Raw genomic sequence first — 19343 nt, forward strand, 5'->3', positions numbered from 1 at the left:
TTTTATTTCCACATAACTTTAAGGCAAAAATAAGCCTTCACAAGGGGATACACTACCTTGGTTAGTATGTATCGTAAAACTTACCTTTATAACCATTCTTTTTTACTAGATATACATGAAAACTATCTCACATATAAAGGTCTGATATCATTCTTTATATCAGTATTTTTTTCGACATTTTTTGTCGAATTGTGTATATTTCCAAATAACTGTGTAAATATACATTTTGTTTTACGTTAAATAATATTACTTTGAACATAATCCAGTTTGTCTGAGAACGCGTATAGAAACGGAGGGATAGCAAAAACAAATAGCTTATAACAAATACTTTTAATATTCCATTTGTTCATGTGGAATAAGTCCCCAATGGACAAATGAATGTTCAGAGGAGGAAAAATGAAAAAACTTTTCAATGTATGTTTAATTGTATTCGTACTATTTTCGCAGCTTGCTAGTTTTCCATACAATCAAGTAAAAGCGGAAACGTTAACAGGAGATTCCTTATTTGACACTGTTGAAATGAAAGATGCAACGAATCATATTATTGACGAAGCAAAAAATCCTAACAACTTAATAAAGATAGGATCAACCATTCAAGTAGAATACGCTTGGTCAATAAAGGATCAACAAGTTGCACATGCAAATGATACAGCAGTAGTTCAAATACCACTTGCATTAAAAGTATCTAAAGATTTGCAAGGGGATTTAGTAACAGATCAAAAAAATATTGGTCAATATTTTATAACAGCTAAAGATAATAAATTAAAATTAATATTTAATGATCAAGTAGAAAATTTGAAAGACGCTAAAGGAAAAATTAAAGTTGATACCGTGTTTAACTCAACTTTAAAAACTGGAGAAAAATCAGTTCAAATCGCTTTTCCTTTAGGAACAATCGTTCAACCTATATCAGTTCCTGTTCAGGTAGAAGACTCTAAAGAAGATGGCACCAAACAGGATACTAATAAACAAGTGCAAGATCCAGTAGCTAAACCTGTTACTGACAATCCGGAACAAAACCCAGCAACTAAACCTGTTACCGATAATCCGGAACAGAACCCAGCAACTAAACCTGTTACCGATAATCTGGAACAAAACCCAGCAACTAAACCTGTTACCGATAATCCGGAACAAAACCCAGCAGCTAAAATTGCTACTGGCAATCCAGAACATAAGCTAGCAAGCAGCCCTGTTGAGAATACAAATTCAGGTCCAAAGCAAATAACAACAAACATTTTAACCGGTGTAAAGTTGACGGATAAAGACGGAAAACCATTTACAGAGGATAACCGTCCAAGCACAGATTCCCCTGCCAATATTGAGTTTACATGGGAGCTTTTAAAATCAATGAATGTGAAAAGCGGAGATTACTATATTTTTGATCTTCCTAAACATTTTAAGATTTACAATACAATTAACAGTCCTTTATATGATAGTGAAAACAATCAAATTGGTAATTTTACTGTTACAAAAGACGGAAAAGTCACGATGACATTCAACGATTATGTTGAAGAGCATCCAGATGTTGCTGGTAACCTACAATTAAAGACAGAATTTAATAAAGCTGAAATTAAAGGTACAACAACACAAGAAATTCCTTTCCCAATTAAAGATAAGGATGTTTCTATTACAGTTGACTTTAAGCCTAATGTGCAAACAGCTACGAATAAAAAAGGGGTACCTGATAGACCAATTAATACAAATGAAATTAATTGGAAAGTAGAGATGAACAAAACGAAAGAAACCCTTAAAAATGCTGTTTTTAAAGATAACATCCCACAGGGTACAAGCTTAAATAAAGATTCTATTAAAGTTTATTATTTAGAAGTTGATGTTAATGGAAATGTAATGCGTGGTGCAGAAGCTGAGCCAACAGATTACAATATTATTTCATCAGATGGCTCAAAATTGGAGATTGCTTTTAAAGATTCTATCAATAAAGCATATCAAATCGAATATGCCACAAAAATTACTGATGAAAATATTAAAAGTTTTCGAAATAACGTTACGATAACGAGTGATAATCAAAAGCAACAAAACGCAAGCTCTACTGTAACGGTTTCTCGTGGTACACACTTAAATAAAACAAGTAAATATGATCCAAAGACGCAAACAATTGAGTGGACAATTACTTACAATGGTGATCAAAGAGAGATCAAAAAAGCAGACGCGATTTTAAAAGATATTTTTGACGATACACACGAACTAGATGCAAATTCTATTGTTGTGAAAAACGCTTCATATAATGAAAAGGGAACGCTTGTAACAGGTGACACTGTGAATAATTACACTGTAAATAACAAGAAGAATGGATTCGATTTACAGTTTAACGATGATATTAATAGTGCTTATGTGATTACCTATAAAACCAAGCCAACTAATAAAGTTATAGAAGATGGAAAAGTAAAAAATAAAGTTACAGCTGATAATGATTCAAGTAAAGAAAATGAAGCTAGCTTCAAGCAGCAAAATATTATTAAATCTAATAATAAAGCTGAAACAAATTATAAAGACAAAACAACAACTTGGACAATTATAGTAAATAATAACAACTATCCATTAAACAACGCGATCATTACGGACACCTTTGATCATGGTGGATTACAATTAAAAGATAAAAAACTAGAAATTAAAGATGGAAATTATACCCTTCAAGCTGGGACTGACTATGTTTTAGATGCAACAGATAAAGGCTTCAAAATTACTCTTATAGGTACATATCAGTCTAATATGACAAAGACATTAGTTGTAAAATATACGACAGACTTTGATTATACAAAGCTAGAAAGTGGTAAAACTTCATTTAAAAATACAGGTAACCTATCTTGGATAGATACGGATTCTAAGCCACAATCAAATAAAGTTGAAGCTAATTTCGATCCTGATACTTTCACAAAGGCAAATGGTTATAAGTACGGTTCTTATAACGCCCAAACGAAGGAAATTACTTGGATAATAGGCTTTAACTATAATAATGTTGAGATTAAAGATCCTTCTGTTATAGACGTAATACAAGATAAACAAAAATTAGTTCCTGGATCCATTGAAGTACGCGATATGATTTTAAATGGAAATCCTGATAATGCACAACCTGGTAATGCTGTACCAACTGAGAAATATGAACTTGAAGAACCTACAGAGAAAAATAAAAACACCCTAAAGGTTCATTTCAAACAATCAATTAATTCACCTTACTATATTATCTTTAAAACAAGCCTTGATGGTGAACTTATCCAAGGCACTTACAAAAACGAGGCAGATTTAAAAGATGGCTCTAAAATTGTTAACACCCTTACAGGTGACACTCAAGTAAATAAAGGTGGCAGCTTCGTTACTAAAAAAGCTGTGCAAGACGACAACTATATTAATTGGAGTATCGCAATTAACGAAAGCCAATCAACCATTGCAGATGCGGTTGTAACAGATGACCCAACCGAAAATCAGGTAATTGTGGAAGATTCATTCCACTTATATCCTACAACTGTTGATCCATATGGAAATTTAACAAAAGATACAGTAAACGAATTAAAAGAAGGAACAGACTATAAACTCAAAATAACAACAGACAATAATACCGGAAAGCAACATTTCGAAATTGCCTTCTTGAAAAAAATTGATCGAGCTTATATTTTAGAATATCGCTCACTTATTAATGCAGACGATAAAGAAAAAGTAAGTAATAAAGCGAAAATCACAGGCAACAAGTTGACAGTTAAAAACACAGAAACTACTGAAACAATTGAAGTGAGAATGTCTTCTGGTTCAGGCGGAGGATCTGCTACCAAAGGTCGTGGAAACCTTGAAATTATAAAGGTAGATAACGACAATAAGAACATACTATTAGCTGGGGCAGAATTTACTTTATACGATCGTACAGGTAAAACTGTTATCCGTAAAATTACAACAGACAAAGACGGTATCGCTAAATTTAATAATTTAAAACGCGATAAATATTTATTAAAAGAAACAAAGGCTCCTGAAGGCTATGTAATTAGCTGGGATTTAAAACAAGGGAAAATTGTTGAACTTGGTACACAAGAGACTACAACATATAAACTTGCAAATAAGAAATTTGTCGGGAAAGTAGTTTTAACAAAATCTGATGACCTGAACAAAAATGCAACACTACAAGGCGCTATTTTCACACTACTGGATAAAGATAAAAAAGTAATTCCAGAACACAAAGAATTAACAACAAATAATAACGGACAAATTATTATAGATAAACTAAAACCAGGAACTTACTACTTACAAGAAACGAAGGCTCCTGAGCATTATCAATTAGATAGCAAACTTATTCCGTTTACTATCTCTATAGATCAAACAACAGTAGTAAATCTAACTGCGACAAATAGTTTAACTAAAGGATCTGCTCTTTTAACAAAAGTGGATAATTATAATAAAACTTTAGCAGGGGCAGAGTTTACTGTTCAAGATCGCAACGGAAAAAATATTCCTGGATATGAGAAATTAACAACAAATGAACATGGACAAATAGAAGCAAAAGATTTACGTCCGGGTAAATACCAATTTGTCGAAACAAAAGCTCCTGAGCATTATGAATTAGACAAAACGCCTATTCTATTTGAAATAGAAAAAAGCCAAACTACAGTCGCTTCTGTTACAGCAAAAAACGCTTTAATTAAAGGTGGCATTACGTTAACAAAAGTGGATGATACTGATGGCACTACCCTTGAAGGTGCGGTATTCAAAATTGTTAACGACAAAAATGAAGATGTCTGTACAAACTTAAAAACAGAAAAAGATGGAACTTTGACCGTTAAAGATTTAGATCCTGGTGATTATCAATTTATTGAGACAACACCACCTAAATACTATGACTTAAATAAAGAACCAATTCCGTTTACAATCGAGAAAAGTCAAACAAGCATTATCTCAATTACTGCAAAAAACAGTTTAACTACAGGTGCTGTTGAGCTATTAAAAGTCGACGAATTTGATAAAAAGACTCCTCTTGCTGGAGCTATGTTCAAAATCGTGAATGATAAGAACGAAGACGTTCGTACAGAATTAACTACCGATACAAACGGAACTGTTAAAGCTTCTGACTTACGTCCAGGCAAATACAAATTTATTGAAACAAAAGCTCCTGAACATTATGAACTGCGATCAACACCAATTGAATTTACAATTGAGAAAGGTCAAAAAACACCGATTGTTATTACAGCTGAAAATGGTCTACTACCAGGCGATGTTGAACTAACAAAACTCGATGATACTGATGGCACTGCACTTATAGGTGCCGTATTCAAAATCGTTAATAATAAAAATGAAGATGTCCGTACAGAATTAGTTACGAATCAGGAAGGTAAAATTATTGCTACTGGTTTACGTCCAGGTAACTATAAATTTATCGAAATGAAAGCTCCTGAGCATTATGCCTTAAATAAAACACCGATTGAATTTACAATTAAGGAGAGCCAAGCGACTGCTATTAACGTTACAGCTACTAACAGCTTAACAAAAGGTGGTATTGAATTAACAAAAGTTGATTCTGTAAATGCTAAGGAAACCCTTGAAGGTGCAGTATTTAAAATTGTTAATGACAAAGGTGAGGATGTTCGTACGGAACTTACTACTGATAAAGACGGTAAATTAGTAGTACAAGACTTACGTCCTGGTAACTATAAGCTTATCGAAACAAAGGCTCCAACTTATTACGATGTAAATGAAGAACCAATTGAATTTATAATTGAAAAGAGTCAACAAAAACTCATCCCTATTACTTTCAAAAATAGTTTGACGAAAGGAAAGGTCAAATTAATTAAAGAAGATGACGTGGAGAGCGCGAAAGCTCTTGCTGGCGCTGTATTCACATTACAAGACGCAACTGGCAAAGAAATTATGAAAGATTTAATAACAGATGCACACGGAGTATTAGTCATCCCTGATTTAGCACCAGGCGATTATCAATTTATTGAAGTGAAAGCTCCTGAACATTATAAATTAGATCAAACACCTATTAAGTTCACAATTAAAAAAGGTAGTAAGGAAGATCTTCCTATCCCTGTTACTGTAAAAAACAGTTTACTTACAGGTGGCGTCACTTTAACAAAAATTGATGATGTTGATGGCACTACTCTTGAAGGTGCAGAATTTATAATCGTTGACGCTCATGATACTAAAAAGGTAATTCGCAAAGGTTTAACGACTGATAAAAACGGTAAAATTACTGCTTCTGATTTACGTCCTGGAGACTATCAATTTGTTGAAGTAAAAGCTCCAAAAGACTATACCTTAAGCAAAGAGCCTATTCCGTTCACTATCGAAAAAAGTCAAAAAGAGAATATTACTGTTACTGCTACTAACAGTTTAAAGAAAGGTGCAGTAACATTAACAAAAATCGATGACATCGATCGTACGATGCTCGAAGGTGCAATCTTTAAGATTGTTGATATGAACGGTAAGGAAGTTCATACGAATCTTGTTACAGATAAAAACGGAAAAATTTCTGTTTCTGATTTACGCCCTGGAGACTATCAGTTCATTGAAACAAAAGCTCCTGAGCACTATGTATTAGAAGAAACACAAATTCCGTTTACAATTGAAAGAAGTCAAACGAAAGAGATCAATGTTACAGGTAAAAATGCTTTGAAAAAAGGTAGCGTTGAACTAACAAAGATTGACGATATTGATATAAATACAAAACTTGCTAACGCCGTATTTAATTTATTAGATGCAGACGGAGAGCTAGTTGAAGAAGGCTTAAAAACAAATGATGAAGGTAAAATTGTTGTTGAAAATCTACGTCCTGGTACGTATCAATTCGTTGAAACAATTGCTCCTGAACATTACGTTTTAGATAAAAAACCTATCGTATTTACAATTAAAAAGAGCCAAACTGAAGCTCTTCATGTCACTGCTACAAATGCTTTAACAAAGGGTGCTGTTAAACTTTCTAAAGTAGATGATGTTGATGCCACTGTTCTTAAAGATGCAGTATTTAAAATTGTTAATATGAACGGTGATGTAGTTCATAAAGACCTTGTTACAAATGAACAAGGACTAATCGAAATTAACGACCTACGTCCTGGTGATTACCAATTCATCGAAACGAAAGCTCCTAAGGATTATGTTTTAGATGAAACACCAATCAAATTCACTATTGAAAAAGGACAGAAGAAATCTATTTCTTTAACTGCTACAAATAGCTTAAAACAAGGTAGTATCGAATTACTTAAAGTTGATGATTTAAACGATCAAACAAAACTTGCCGATGCGGTATTTAATTTACTAGATCAAAATGGCAAGGTACTTAAAACAGATTTAAAAACAAACAGTGAAGGTAAAATCGTTGTCGAAAACTTACGTCCTGGTACGTATCAATTCGTTGAAACAACGGCTCCTGAACACTATGATTTAGACAAAAAACCAATTATATTTACAATTGAAAAAAGCCAAAAAGATATCGCTACCGTTACTATGAAAAATAGTTTAACAAAAGGCGGCGTGGAACTTTCTAAAGTAGATGACGTTGATGGCACTACTCTTGAAGGCGCAGTATTTAAAATTGCAGATATGAATGGTACTGTAATTCGCAAAGATCTTGTTACGAATCAACAAGGTAAAATTAGCGTTTCTGACCTACGTCCTGGTGATTATCAATTCATCGAGACAACGGCTCCGAAACACTACAATTTAAACAAAGAGCCAATTCCATTCACAATCACACAGAGCCAAGCTGAGCCTGTCTCTGTTACAGCTACAAATAGCTTAACGAAAGGCACTGTGGAGCTTTCTAAAGTGGATGATGTTGATGGTACCGCTCTTAAAGATGCGATATTTAAAATTACTGATATGAATGGTAATGACATTCGCACTGAGCTTACAACAGATGTACATGGAAAAATTTCTGTTTCTGATTTACGTCCTGGGGACTATCAGTTTGTTGAAACGAAAGCTCCTGAACACTATAAATTAGATAGTACACCTATTAAGTTTACAATTAAGAAAAGCCAAAAAGAAAAGCTCCAAGTTACTACTACAAATAGCTTAACTGAGGGTGCTGTAGAATTAATAAAAGTGGATGATATAAATCCAGATACAAAACTTTCTGATGCAGTGTTTAACATCATCGATGCGAAAGGTAAAATTGTTCGCACTGATTTAACTACTGATAAAGATGGTAAGATTACTGCTACGAACTTACGCCCAGGAGACTATCAATTCATTGAAATGAAAGCTCCTAAGCATTACGATTTAAATAAAACACCTATTAGCTTCACTATCGAAAAAAGTCAACTAACTCACGCTTCTGTTACTGCTAAGAATGGCCTAACAAAAGGTGGCGTGGAATTAACGAAAGTTGACTCTATAGATAAGAAAGAAATGCTAGAAGGTGCGGTATTTAAAATTACTGATCTGAACGGTAACGACATTCGTACGAATTTAGTTACCAATAAAGATGGAAAAATCATCGCTAAAGACTTACAACCAGGAGACTATCAATTTATTGAAACAAAAGCTCCTAAACATTACGACTTAAATGAAGAACCAATTAAGTTCACAATCGAAAGAAGTCAAACAAAGCATGTCTTCGTTACAGCTATTAATAGCTTAACGAAAGGTAGTGTTGAGTTAATTAAAGTTGATGATGCCAAGCAAAACACAACACTTGAAGGTGCAGTATTTAAAATTGTTAATAAGGATGGACACGATGTTCGTACCGATTTAACTACTGATAAAAACGGCCGTTTAGTTGTGGATGAATTACCGCCAGGAGACTATGAGTTTATCGAAACAAAAGCTCCTGAACACTATGACTTAAACAAAACACCTATTAAGTTCACAGTTAAAAAAGGCCAAGAAAAAATCGCCTCTGTTACTGCTACGAATAGCTTAACTAAAGGCGCAGTTGAATTAACTAAAGTTGATGACATCGATGGTACTACTCTTGAAGGAGCAATCTTTAAAATTATAGATATGGACGGCAAGGATGTTCGTTCTGATTTAACTACTGATAAAGATGGGAAGATTTCTGTTTCTGATTTACGTCCGGGAGATTATCAGTTCATTGAAACGAAAGCTCCTAAGCATTATGACTTAAATCAAAATCCTATCAAGTTTACTATTGAAAAGAGTCAAACTGCTAAAGCTTCTGTTACTGCTACTAACAGCTTAACTAAAGGCGCAGTTGAATTAACTAAAGTTGATGACATCGATGGTACTACTCTTGCAGAGGCTATCTTTAAAATTGTAGATATGAACGGTAAGGATGTTCATTCTGATTTAACTACTGATAAAGATGGTAAGATTTCTGTTTCTGATTTACGTCCAGGAGATTATCAGTTCATTGAAACGAAAGCTCCAACTGGCTATGATTTAAACATTAAACCAATTCCTTTCACAATTACGAAAGGACAATCTCAGATTACCTCTGTTACAGCTTTAAATAGTTTAACAACAGGTTCAATTGAGTTAACTAAAGTTGATATTGATCACCATGGAACACTTGAAGGTGCCATTTTCAATATTTTAGACCAAGATGGAAAAATCATCCGAGAAGGTTTAAAAACAGACCAACACGGAAAAGTAATCGTAAATGATTTGAAACCTGGTAATTATCAATTAGTAGAAACACAGGCTCCTAAAGGCTATCAATTAGATGCATCACCAATAAACTTTACAATTGATAAAGCCCAAGCTACACCACTACAAATTACAGTTTCAAATAAAAAGATTGAATCTTCGTCAGGTGGAGATGACAAGCCAGTTACTCCTCCAAATAAAGAAGAAAACAAAGGCAATGAAACATCTGAGAAACACAAAAACGGAACTTCCGAAGAAACATCAAATGAAACAGATAACAAACAGCAAGATGATCGAAATACGGATAAGCACCTTCCAAATACAGGTCATAAAGAAGATCCTACACAAACAGTAGGTATCGTTCTTCTACTAGCTGGATTATTAAGTATTTTAGCTAAAAAACGCAAAAAAAATTATTAATAATTTTTTCACACCCAATCAATCTCTCAATTGATTGGGTGTTTTTTTATACAAAAAGGACGATACATAAAGTATCGTCCTTTTAACGGGGTGAGGCTGCCCAAAAGTACGGAAAACCTTTGAACAGCCTCGTATTTTCATATGGATGCCTTACATATATCACTGATAATAATTATGAAATGCGGAAACATAATTACCATCAACTGATTCAAACATGAGGAATGAAACCCTACAGTGGTTCCATTCCTCTACATAATCTAAAGTTTGGGTACACTAGATTCATGCAATGTAGGGGCTTTCAGAGTAGAAAGCGAACCTTCGTTTAAAATGATAGCATACATATCTCCCTCAAAAATATGCAAATATGCATATATTGTTTTTATTTCTCAATGTCAGAATATTGAAAAATAAAAGACACAAAGGTAAAATAAAGTCATTATCCGTCTTCTTTTGTCAGTCAGAGAGAATAGAAGAATAGGAGAGGAAAAAATGAGCAAATCATTGAAACAAAAAATAGTAAGCTCTTTGCTTGCTATATCACTTGCTGTTAGCTTAGCTCCAATTGGGCAAGCAAAAGCGGATTCCACTTCAGAAGTTCCACAAACTCCATCTATTACAAAACAAATTGATCCAAACCGCGCCATTGAACATGTTCGTTTCTTATCTGAAACAATTGGGCCTCGACCCGGTGGAACAAAATCCGAAGAATGGGCTTCTCGTTACATTGGTATGCAGCTTAAATCAATGGGTTATGACGTAGAATATCAGCCATTTCAGGTGCCCGATCAATACGTTGGATTCATTGAATCACCACTATCAACAAAACGTAATTGGCAAGCTGGTGCTGCTCCTAATGCACTAATATCTACAGAAGCTATTACAGCTCCCCTTATCTTTGTTCAAGGTGGGACAAAATTAGAAGATATTCCAAATGAAGTAAACGGTAAAATTGTTTTATTTGAAAGAGGAACGACAGTTACAGATTATAATAAACAAGTTGAAAATGCTGTTAGCAAAGGTGCAAAAGGTGTTCTTTTATACAGTTTAATTGGCGGACGCGGAAATTATGGACAAACCTTCAATCCCCGCCTAACGAAAAAGCAATCTATCCCTGTCTTTGGTCTTGCTTATGCGCAAGGAAATGCATTTAAAGAAGAAATCGCTAAAAAAGAGACAACAATTCTTTCCCTAAAAGCGAGACATGAATCTAAATTAACATCTCTAAATGTTATCGCAAAAAAGAAACCAAAAAAGAGTACAGGTAATGAAAAAGCAGTCGTTGTAAGCTCGCACTATGATAGTGTTGTTGGAGCACCTGGCGCAAATGATAATGCTTCTGGAACTGGATTAGTATTAGAACTAGCTCGTGCTTTTCAAAATGTAGAAACTGATAAAGAAATTCGCTTTATTACCTTTGGTTCTGAAGAAACTGGATTACTTGGTTCGGATTATTACGTTAATAGTCTATCCCAAAAAGAACGTGACCGTATTTTAGGCGTCTTTAATGCTGATATGGTTGCAACAAATTATGATAAAGCAAAGAATTTATACGCTATGACACCTGATGGCTCTACAAACTTTGTAACAGATGCTGCCTTGCAAGCAGGTAAACAATTAAATAATGACCTCGTTCTTCAAGGGAAATTTGGCTCCAGTGATCACGTACCGTTTGCTGAAGCTGGTATTCCTGCTGCTCTATTTATTTGGATGGGTGTCGATAGTTGGAATCCATTAATCTATCATATCGAGAAGGTATACCATACACCCCAAGATAACGTATTAGAAAACATTTCACCTGAACGAATGAAAATGGCATTAGACGTTATCGGAACAGGAGTTTATAACTCGCTTCAAAAACCTATTACTCAAACTGAGCAGAAAGCTGCTTAATCAATAAAAGACCACTGATTTTTATCAGTGGTCTTTTATTGAGAAAAAATATATATGCATAAAAGCATATTTTATCCTACTCATTATCGTATACAATATTAACTGTAACAACACCGATTACAACTAATAAGGAGGCTTTTTCTATTATGAAAAAAATGATTTTAGTAGGTGCGTTAACTTTAGCAGGAATTACCGGAGCTACCGCGTTTATTCCTGAAACAAAAGTCGCTGCTGCCGCTCAAGAACAAAGCTTTACAAAATTTTATTCTTTGCAAACTGGAGGTAGTTCTGAACAAGAACCTATTTTCCTTCAAAAAGGACAAGAACTAACAATTCATCCTAACAGCAAAACTCCTAGTTACAGTGTTTATGACTCAAATCATAACCTTATTGGGCGTTATTCTGATGGTTACGGCCGAATTTTCACTGCAAAAACAGATGGAAATATGTATGTTCAATTTCATGCACCTTACGTTTACTATAGTCCTGTTAGTTTTTCTGTTACTTATACAATCCAATAAAATAAGGGGCCTTTCTCAGGGGCCCTTTATTTTGCTTCCCAATTCACTTTTACAAAACCATCTTTCACCATTAAACCACTTATATTGAATACATACTTTTCATTTGCTTTTAATGTAGCTTTAAAAGTACCTTTTTTCGATTCACAAATCTCCTTTAATTCCTTTATCCCTTCTCCTTGTCTTTCATACAAGCTAAAGCATAAGTTACCACGCTTTGCATCTGTTTCATAAGAAAATGTTACTTCTGTATCTTTTGCATACTCCAGTTCAATATCTTTCCCAGCAATATCCCATGATGAGAATTTTGCCTCGTAACTTGTCTCCCCTTTCTTCTCATTTTCTAAATATATATCACCAGCTCTCCACATATCATCTAACGTTTGAACGAAAGCAAAGCCGCTAAGTAATACAAACATCGCACTTGCAAATATAACAACTAATGTTACCTTTTGCTTTTTCATACCCTTCATCGTATATTCTCCTTCTACTTTCCGGCTATTTCTGCGTGTCATATATAACAAAACTCCAATAAAAAATGGCAATATAATCGCTATAACACTCCACCACTTACTTATTCCACGCGTTTTCGCATCTGTATATACCCATGATGCTACACATACTAAAAGTGCTATAAAAGCCAAAAACATTGTAATCCCAGCTATCTCAAATACTACAAATGGATTAGCGAACCCTATCATGTAATTTATACTCCTTCTTTAAAAATGCCTGTATGACAACATATATAGGAATGTATATGTGCATCATAATAACTATCGTTATAATGACAGATATTTTATGATCCAAATGACTAACAAACTGCTCTAGGGTGACTGTTAATACAATCATCCAAATAGCATGAATGAAAACAACCCATCTCTTTTCTAATTTTCGAGCATTTCGCACGCTCTGTTTCGTATGGTTTATTAGCTCTTCGTTAGGAACCATCTCTCCCGCTAAGCTACTTTTTATCTTCTGATCAAACTTATCTTCCGTCATAAACGAACCCCTCCAAATGTTCTCGAATTTGCTTCTTCGCATAATTAAGGCGGTATTTCACTGTACCAATCGGTATATTTAATATTTCACTCATTTCTTTATAAGAATATTGTTCATAATAGTAGAGTACGAGCACAGTTTTATACTTTTCATTCAATAACTGTATAACTTCCCGTATCATTTCCGCTTCCACTTTTTGAATACATTCTTCTGATATATTTACTTCATCTGCGAAATCTATTTCTCCACCATCTTCTTTATGAAACAAATCCAATATTCGATCTTTCCACCTTTTTTTCTTACGATAAAAATCATAAAACGTACGAACACAAATTGTAGCAATCCATTTTTTATAATTATCCACATAGGAAAGTTGATGCCTTGATGAAAAAACCTTTATCCACGTCTCTTGAAAAATATCTTCCGCATCTTCTTTCGTTTTCGCTAACTTATAGCATAAGGAATATATTTGCTGCTTATATATATCAATTAATTCTTCTACCTTTTCTTCCATCATAAGCCTCCTGTCATTTATATAAGACGACGCAAATTATCCTTTTGTTTGATAAAATTTTATTTTTTTATTATCTCCATACAAAAAGGCAATCACAACATCATGTGATTGCCTTTTATTTAAAAACGAAAGTCCGCTTCCGCTTTTCTTTATGTCCAGCTCTGCCTCCTAGCCCCTTCTGTCTAAGAACCTTCCCCACGAGAAGATAAAATGCATCTTCTGTGGGAAAGAACCTTAGCCTTCGGGACTAAACAGTCGGCTCCGCTTTTCTTCATTACATTTTTTCTGGTGCAGATACTCCTACGATTGCTAATGCATTTTGAAGCGTAGTGCGTACTGCTTTCATTAACTCGTAACGAGCTTTACTTAATTCTAAGTTATCTTGGTTTAATACTTTTTCTGCATTGTAGAAGCTGTGTAATGCTGCTGCTAATTCAAATGCATAGCTTGTAATGCGGTGTGGCAGACGTTTTTGTGCTGCATCCGCAACTACAGCTGGGAATTCACCAAGCTTTTTCAGTAACTCTACTTCTTTCTCAGAAGTAACAAGTTTGTAATTCACGTCTCCATCTGCAGCTAATCCTAACTCTTCACCTTGACGAAGGATACTGCATACACGAGCATGAGCATATTGTGCATAGTATACTGGGTTTTCATTAGATTTTGATACAGCTAAGTCCATATCGAAGTCCAAATGAGAATCACCACTACGCATTGCGAAGAAGTATCGCATTGCGTCCACGCCTACTTCTTCCATAAGCTCACGAAGTGTAACTGCTTTACCTGTACGCTTACTCATTTTCATTTTTTCACCATTTTGGTATAGTTGTACCATTTGGATGATTTCTACTTCAAGTGTTTCTTTATCGTAACCTAGCGCTTGAATAGCAGCTTTCATACGAGGAATGTAACCGTGGTGGTCAGCACCCCAAATGTTGATTAGCTTATCGAAACCACGCTCTAATTTATCGCGATGGTAAGCAATATCTGGCGTTAAGTATGTGTAAGAACCGTCATTTTTAATTAATACACGGTTTTTGTCATCACCGTAAGTCATTGAACGGAACCAAGTTGCTCCGCCTTCTTCAAAGATTTCGTCACGCTCTTTTAATACAGTAAGTGCAGCATCGATTTTTCCGTTTTTGTATAATGATGTTTCTGAGAACCATACATCAAATTTAACACGGAAGCTCTCTAAGTCTTTTTGAAGTTTTGCTAACTCATATTTCAAACCGTATGAACGGTAGAATTCATAGCTTTCTTCAGCATCAGCTTTTGCGTAACGATCGCCAAACTCTTCAGCTAAACGTTTACCGATTCCAATGATATCCGCACCATGGTAACCGTCTTCTGGCATTTCTTTATCTAAACCTAAAGCTTGCATGTAACGAGCTTCAACAGAAAGAGCTAAATTATGAATTTGGTTACCGGCATCATTAATGTAGTACTCACGAGATACATCGTATCCTGCTTTTGCTAATACGTTACATAAAGTGTCACCCACTGCCGCACCACGTGCATGTCCTAAGTGAAGGTCACCTGTTGGATTCGCAGATACGAACTCAACTTGTACTTTTTCACCTTTACCAGTGTTCGTTTCACCGTAAGCTTCACCAGCGTTTACGATTGTTGGAATTAAATCTGTTAAGTAGCTATTATCCATATAGAAGTTAATAAAACCAGGACCAGCGATTTCGATTTTTTCAATAGAAGCTTTTGCTTTATCGAAGTTTGCAACTAGTTCTTCTGCAATCATACGAGGTGCTTTTTTCGCAACGCGTGCAAGTTGCATTGCCATGTTTGTAGAGAAGTCACCATTTGTTTTATCTTTTGGAGATTCTAATACAACGTTTGGAATCTGTTCTTCTGTCGCTAATTCTGCCTTTAATACAGCAGCTTGAATTTCTTCTTTAATCAATCCTTTTACCTGTTCTAAGGAATTCATTATTTTGCCTCCTTCAAATTAATTGTAATTGTATATCTGCCAGCTTCTTGTTCACTTAGAAGCAATGCGTACGTTAAGAAGAGTTGTCCTTTTTTCTTTTCATCCGACCATTTAAAAAGAACGTTATCAGTTTTCGTTTGCAGTGCAAACGTACCAAGTTCACTCGTATACGTACCCGTTGTCCATTCACCTTTCACATGCGTCTGACGCATAGAAATAGCACCTGAACGCATAATGAGAACTTGTTCATCTTGAATTTTAATAATTGTTTTCACTTCGCCTTGTTCGTTCGGCTCCTGGAATGTTACATATGTACCTTGACCTTTTACATAGTATTGACCATTTGCTTCAAAAGCAACGGTTTCCTTCCTCGCCCCTTCACGGATTTCTGTTACGAAATGAACGTGTACCGGCAAGCCTGCAAGTTGTTTCTTCACGTCTTGCACACCTTTCAAATGTTATAGATATTAAATACTACTTATAATAAATCACTTTTCCTATCATATCAAAAAAAGACGCTGTCTGTCTGCTGAAAAATCAGGAAAACTCCATTTCAAAAAATAATTCCCTCCTACTTTATTTCATATGATAAAATATTTTTTAAATCTAAATATTCTTTTAATTATAGAGGTGAATTCAATGATACCAACAAAGTTAAAAAAGGGTGATGAAATACGCGTGATTTCACCATCCTGTAGTTTAAGTATTGTTTCAAATGAAAATAGAAAACTTGCTATAAAAAGATTAACTGACATGGGCTTTCAAGTGACATTCTCAAAATATGCCGATGAGATAGATCGATTTGCTTCCTCTTCTATTTCTTCCCGCGTCCAAGACCTCCATGAAGCATTTAGAGACCCTAATGTAAAAGCTATTTTAACTACACTTGGCGGATACAACTCGAATGGTTTATTGAAATATCTCGATTTTGATTTAATTCGTGAAAACCCAAAATTTTTCTGTGGTTATTCTGATATTACTGCCTTAAATAATGCAATTTACGCAAAAACGGGTCTCGTTACATATTCAGGTCCCCACTTCTCTTCATTTGGAATGGAAAAAGGACTCCATTACACGGCTGATTACTTTTTACAATGCTTAACCGCTAATGAGCCTATTGAAATCATTCCGGCGGAAACGTGGAGCGATGATTCTTGGTATATGGATCAGGAAAATCGAGAATTTATTAAAAATGAAGGGTATGTTCCAATTCAAAAGGGGGAAGCGACAGGAGAAATTATCGGTGGCAATATGAGCACACTTAATTTACTACAAGGCACACCATATATGCCAAACTTAAAGGGCAAAATTTTATTCCTTGAAGAAGACAGTTTAACAGGAAAATCGACACTTAAAACTTTTGATCGCTATCTACATTCCCTTATGCAGCAACCTAATTTTGAACATATAACAGGTATTGTAATAGGAAGAATGCAAAAAGAAGCAGAATGTACGATAGCGGACATTCAAGAAATGATTGCTTCAAAACCTGAACTTGCACATATTCCTATTATTGCAAACGCAAGTTTCGGGCATACAACCCCGATTTTCACTTTCCCAATTGGTGGACGTGCAAAAATTATTTCTAACAAAGAAAAGACATCTATCACTATTTTAGCGTACTAAAAAAGGAGCGAATGAGTCGCTCCTTTTATGGTTTTTCTATTTTTTGCAACGCTTTTTGCGGGATTGACTCTTTCGTTATTTCAGCCCATCCTTTTCCTTGCATACCTTTTGCATAAATTTTTATAAAAGCACCTGCATGCAATTCACGATTTACCATTCTTTTAATAATTTGTTGATTTCCGTCCTCTGTATACCCTTTAAATGTATACAAATACTCACCGTCTTTTTTCTCACCTTTATCTACAACCGCATAATAATCTTGTATTTCTTTATTTGAAAAGAAGTTGTCTACAAAAGCATGTACACCTTCTGTTTTTGTATTCAAATAATACGCTGTCCCCCCTAAAATAATGGCGAATACAGCTAAAACTTTAATGACCAATTTCATACATGCGCCTCCTGTTTTACACTTCTTTCTCACTAATGTTATGTCTATACCTGTATTATACGGAAAAGGGTATACTATACTCTATCGAAAAGTCTTACACAATCCTTACATTATTGTAAGGGATTTTTTCTTACAGCAAGTTCCCAAGAAAAAATTTTTCCGTTTCATACACTTTTATATTATTATTGAATGATACGAATTTTTATTACAAAAATCAAAGGAGACAGTTTTCAAATGGCTATCTTGCAAGGTTTAGCACTATTACTTGTTGTACTTTGTCTATTTACACTTTTCAGTTACCGTGCGCCTTACGGAATGAAGGCGATGGGTGCTTTAGCTAATGCAGCAATCGCAAGTTTTCTTATTGAAGCATTTCACCGTTATATAGGTGGAGAAATGTTTCACAATGACTTTTTACAATCAGTAGGAGAAGCTTCTGGTAGTATGAGCGGTGTTGCAGCAGCGATTTTAGTCGCATTAGCAATCGGTGTTTCCCCCGTATACGCTGTTTTAATTGGTATCGCTACTAGTGGATTCGGTATTTTACCAGGATTTTTCGCCGGATACGTTTGTGCCTTCGTCGTGAAATTTCTCGAAAAGAAATTACCGGCTGGTGTGGAATTTTTAGCAATCCTATTTATCGCTGCACCAATCTCACGTGGAATGGCAATGCTTATGGATCCGCTCGTTAACGCAACACTTGGTAAAATCGGTTCTATGATATCAGTTGCAACTACAGAAAGTCCTATCATTATGGGTATTATGCTTGGTGGATTAATAACAGTTATTTCTACCTCTCCACTGAGTTCTATGGCACTAACTGCAATGCTTGGATTAACAGGTTTACCAATGGCAATTGGTAGTCTTGCCGTAGCAGCTTCAGCCCCGATGAACTTTATTTTCTTTAAACGATTAAAAATTTGTTCAAAGAAAGATACAATTGCTGTAGCAATCGAGCCTTTAACACAAGCCGATGTTGTCTCAGCAAATCCAATTCCAATTTATATGACAAATTTCGTTGGCGGTGCACTTGCCGGTATTATTACATCGCTATTCCAGCTTGTTAATAATGCACCAGGAACAGCATCACCAATTCCAGGTCTTCTCGTCCTATTCGGATTTAATGACGTTATAAAAGTAACGATTGCTGCTGTACTATGTGGAATCGTTACCACTATTATCGGATACATCGGATCTATTGTGTTCCGCAAATATCCGATCCGCTCTGCTGATGAAATTCGCGGCGTTAATTCGGAAGAGAAAGTTGCATAAGAAAAAGAGTTATTCTCACCTTTTGAGAATAACTCTTTTTTTCATGTCTTGCCATGGTAAATAAGATTATATCGACGATTTTTTTATATATCGACTTACCGACACATTCTGAGCGAGCCGCTTCCGCTTTTATTTCTATCCAGTTACGCCTCCTAGACCCTTGCGTCTAAGAACCTTCCCTGCTAAAAGGTAAAAAGCACCTTTTGCAGGGAAGAACCTTAT

11 protein-coding genes are annotated in these 19343 nt (G+C 35.0%); 5 read left to right on the forward strand and 6 right to left on the reverse strand.

Annotation, left to right across the window (positions count from 1 at the left end; genetic code table 11):
- Positions 1-396 precede the first annotated feature (396 nt).
- From BCG9842_RS26520 to BCG9842_RS26530, 3 genes are all read left to right on the forward strand, one after another.
- Complete coding sequence (locus BCG9842_RS26520) at positions 397-9969, forward strand: SpaA isopeptide-forming pilin-related protein (RefSeq protein ID WP_000732749.1); 9573 nt, start codon at positions 397-399, stop codon at positions 9967-9969.
- A gap of 489 nt (positions 9970-10458) precedes the next feature.
- Entirely contained in the window at positions 10459-11859 is a 1401-nt protein-coding gene (locus BCG9842_RS26525; RefSeq protein ID WP_000045708.1) for a M28 family metallopeptidase, read from the forward strand.
- A 146-nt stretch (positions 11860-12005) separates the two neighbouring features.
- Entirely contained in the window at positions 12006-12380 is a 375-nt protein-coding gene (locus BCG9842_RS26530) for a hypothetical protein (protein ID WP_000738257.1), read from the forward strand.
- Positions 12381-12406: 26 nt separating this feature from the next.
- Here the strand turns inward: BCG9842_RS26530 and BCG9842_RS26535 are convergent, their stop codons facing one another.
- The 5 genes from BCG9842_RS26535 to BCG9842_RS26555 form a co-directional block, all read right to left on the reverse strand.
- Positions 12407-13078 carry an ECF-type sigma factor negative effector gene (locus BCG9842_RS26535; RefSeq protein ID WP_000578914.1) on the reverse strand — a complete coding sequence of 224 codons (672 nt, stop codon included), beginning with the start codon at positions 13076-13078 and terminating at the stop codon, positions 12407-12409.
- Positions 13062-13376, reverse strand: a complete 315-nt coding sequence (locus tag BCG9842_RS26540) for a hypothetical protein (RefSeq protein WP_000133816.1) — start codon at positions 13374-13376, stop codon at positions 13062-13064. The genes BCG9842_RS26535 and BCG9842_RS26540 overlap by 17 nt, the downstream gene beginning before the upstream one ends.
- Complete coding sequence (locus BCG9842_RS26545) at positions 13363-13890, reverse strand: RNA polymerase sigma factor (RefSeq protein WP_000391648.1); 528 nt, start codon at positions 13888-13890, stop codon at positions 13363-13365. The genes BCG9842_RS26540 and BCG9842_RS26545 overlap by 14 nt, the downstream gene beginning before the upstream one ends.
- A 274-nt stretch (positions 13891-14164) precedes the next feature.
- Positions 14165-15835 carry an arginine--tRNA ligase gene (gene argS, locus BCG9842_RS26550; protein WP_001086463.1) on the reverse strand — a complete coding sequence of 557 codons (1671 nt, stop codon included), beginning with the start codon at positions 15833-15835 and terminating at the stop codon, positions 14165-14167.
- Complete coding sequence (locus BCG9842_RS26555) at positions 15835-16272, reverse strand: DUF1934 domain-containing protein (protein WP_000744343.1); 438 nt, start codon at positions 16270-16272, stop codon at positions 15835-15837. The genes argS and BCG9842_RS26555 overlap by 1 nt, the downstream gene beginning before the upstream one ends.
- Before the next feature lie 202 nt (positions 16273-16474).
- On the opposite strand from BCG9842_RS26555, the gene BCG9842_RS26560 reads away from it, so the two are divergent.
- The gene (locus BCG9842_RS26560) at positions 16475-17461 is read left to right on the forward strand and encodes a S66 family peptidase (protein WP_000613237.1); all 987 of its coding nucleotides are present in this window, start codon (positions 16475-16477) and stop codon (positions 17459-17461) included.
- 25 nt (positions 17462-17486) lie between these two features.
- Here the strand turns inward: BCG9842_RS26560 and BCG9842_RS26565 are convergent, their stop codons facing one another.
- On the reverse strand, positions 17487-17849 hold the full coding sequence (locus BCG9842_RS26565; RefSeq protein WP_000779933.1) for a YxeA family protein: 363 nt from the start codon (positions 17847-17849) through the stop codon (positions 17487-17489).
- Between the two features lie 234 nt (positions 17850-18083).
- Between BCG9842_RS26565 and BCG9842_RS26570 the strand changes: the two genes are divergently transcribed.
- The gene (locus BCG9842_RS26570) at positions 18084-19121 is read left to right on the forward strand and encodes a PTS sugar transporter subunit IIC (protein ID WP_000996325.1); all 1038 of its coding nucleotides are present in this window, start codon (positions 18084-18086) and stop codon (positions 19119-19121) included.
- Positions 19122-19343 lie beyond the last annotated feature (222 nt).

Origin of the sequence: Bacillus cereus G9842, assembly GCF_000021305.1 — a bacterium.
GTDB classification, from domain to species: Bacteria; Bacillota; Bacilli; order Bacillales; family Bacillaceae_G; genus Bacillus_A; species Bacillus_A thuringiensis_S.

Excerpts from the sequence above, each read along its gene's own strand:
- BCG9842_RS26520 (WP_000732749.1), top strand. The coding sequence starts at position 397 with ATGAAAAAACTTTTCAATGTATGTTTAATTGTATTCGTACTATTTTCG.
- BCG9842_RS26525 (WP_000045708.1), top strand. The coding sequence starts at position 10,459 with ATGAGCAAATCATTGAAACAAAAAATAGTAAGCTCTTTGCTTGCTATA.
- BCG9842_RS26530 (WP_000738257.1), top strand. The coding sequence starts at position 12,006 with ATGAAAAAAATGATTTTAGTAGGTGCGTTAACTTTAGCAGGAATTACC.
- BCG9842_RS26535 (WP_000578914.1), bottom strand. The coding sequence starts at position 13,078 with ATGATAGGGTTCGCTAATCCATTTGTAGTATTTGAGATAGCTGGGATT.
- BCG9842_RS26540 (WP_000133816.1), bottom strand. The coding sequence starts at position 13,376 with ATGACGGAAGATAAGTTTGATCAGAAGATAAAAAGTAGCTTAGCGGGA.
- BCG9842_RS26545 (WP_000391648.1), bottom strand. The coding sequence starts at position 13,890 with ATGGAAGAAAAGGTAGAAGAATTAATTGATATATATAAGCAGCAAATA.
- argS (WP_001086463.1), bottom strand. The coding sequence starts at position 15,835 with ATGAATTCCTTAGAACAGGTAAAAGGATTGATTAAAGAAGAAATTCAA.
- BCG9842_RS26560 (WP_000613237.1), top strand. The coding sequence starts at position 16,475 with ATGATACCAACAAAGTTAAAAAAGGGTGATGAAATACGCGTGATTTCA.
- BCG9842_RS26565 (WP_000779933.1), bottom strand. The coding sequence starts at position 17,849 with ATGAAATTGGTCATTAAAGTTTTAGCTGTATTCGCCATTATTTTAGGG.
- BCG9842_RS26570 (WP_000996325.1), top strand. The coding sequence starts at position 18,084 with ATGGCTATCTTGCAAGGTTTAGCACTATTACTTGTTGTACTTTGTCTA.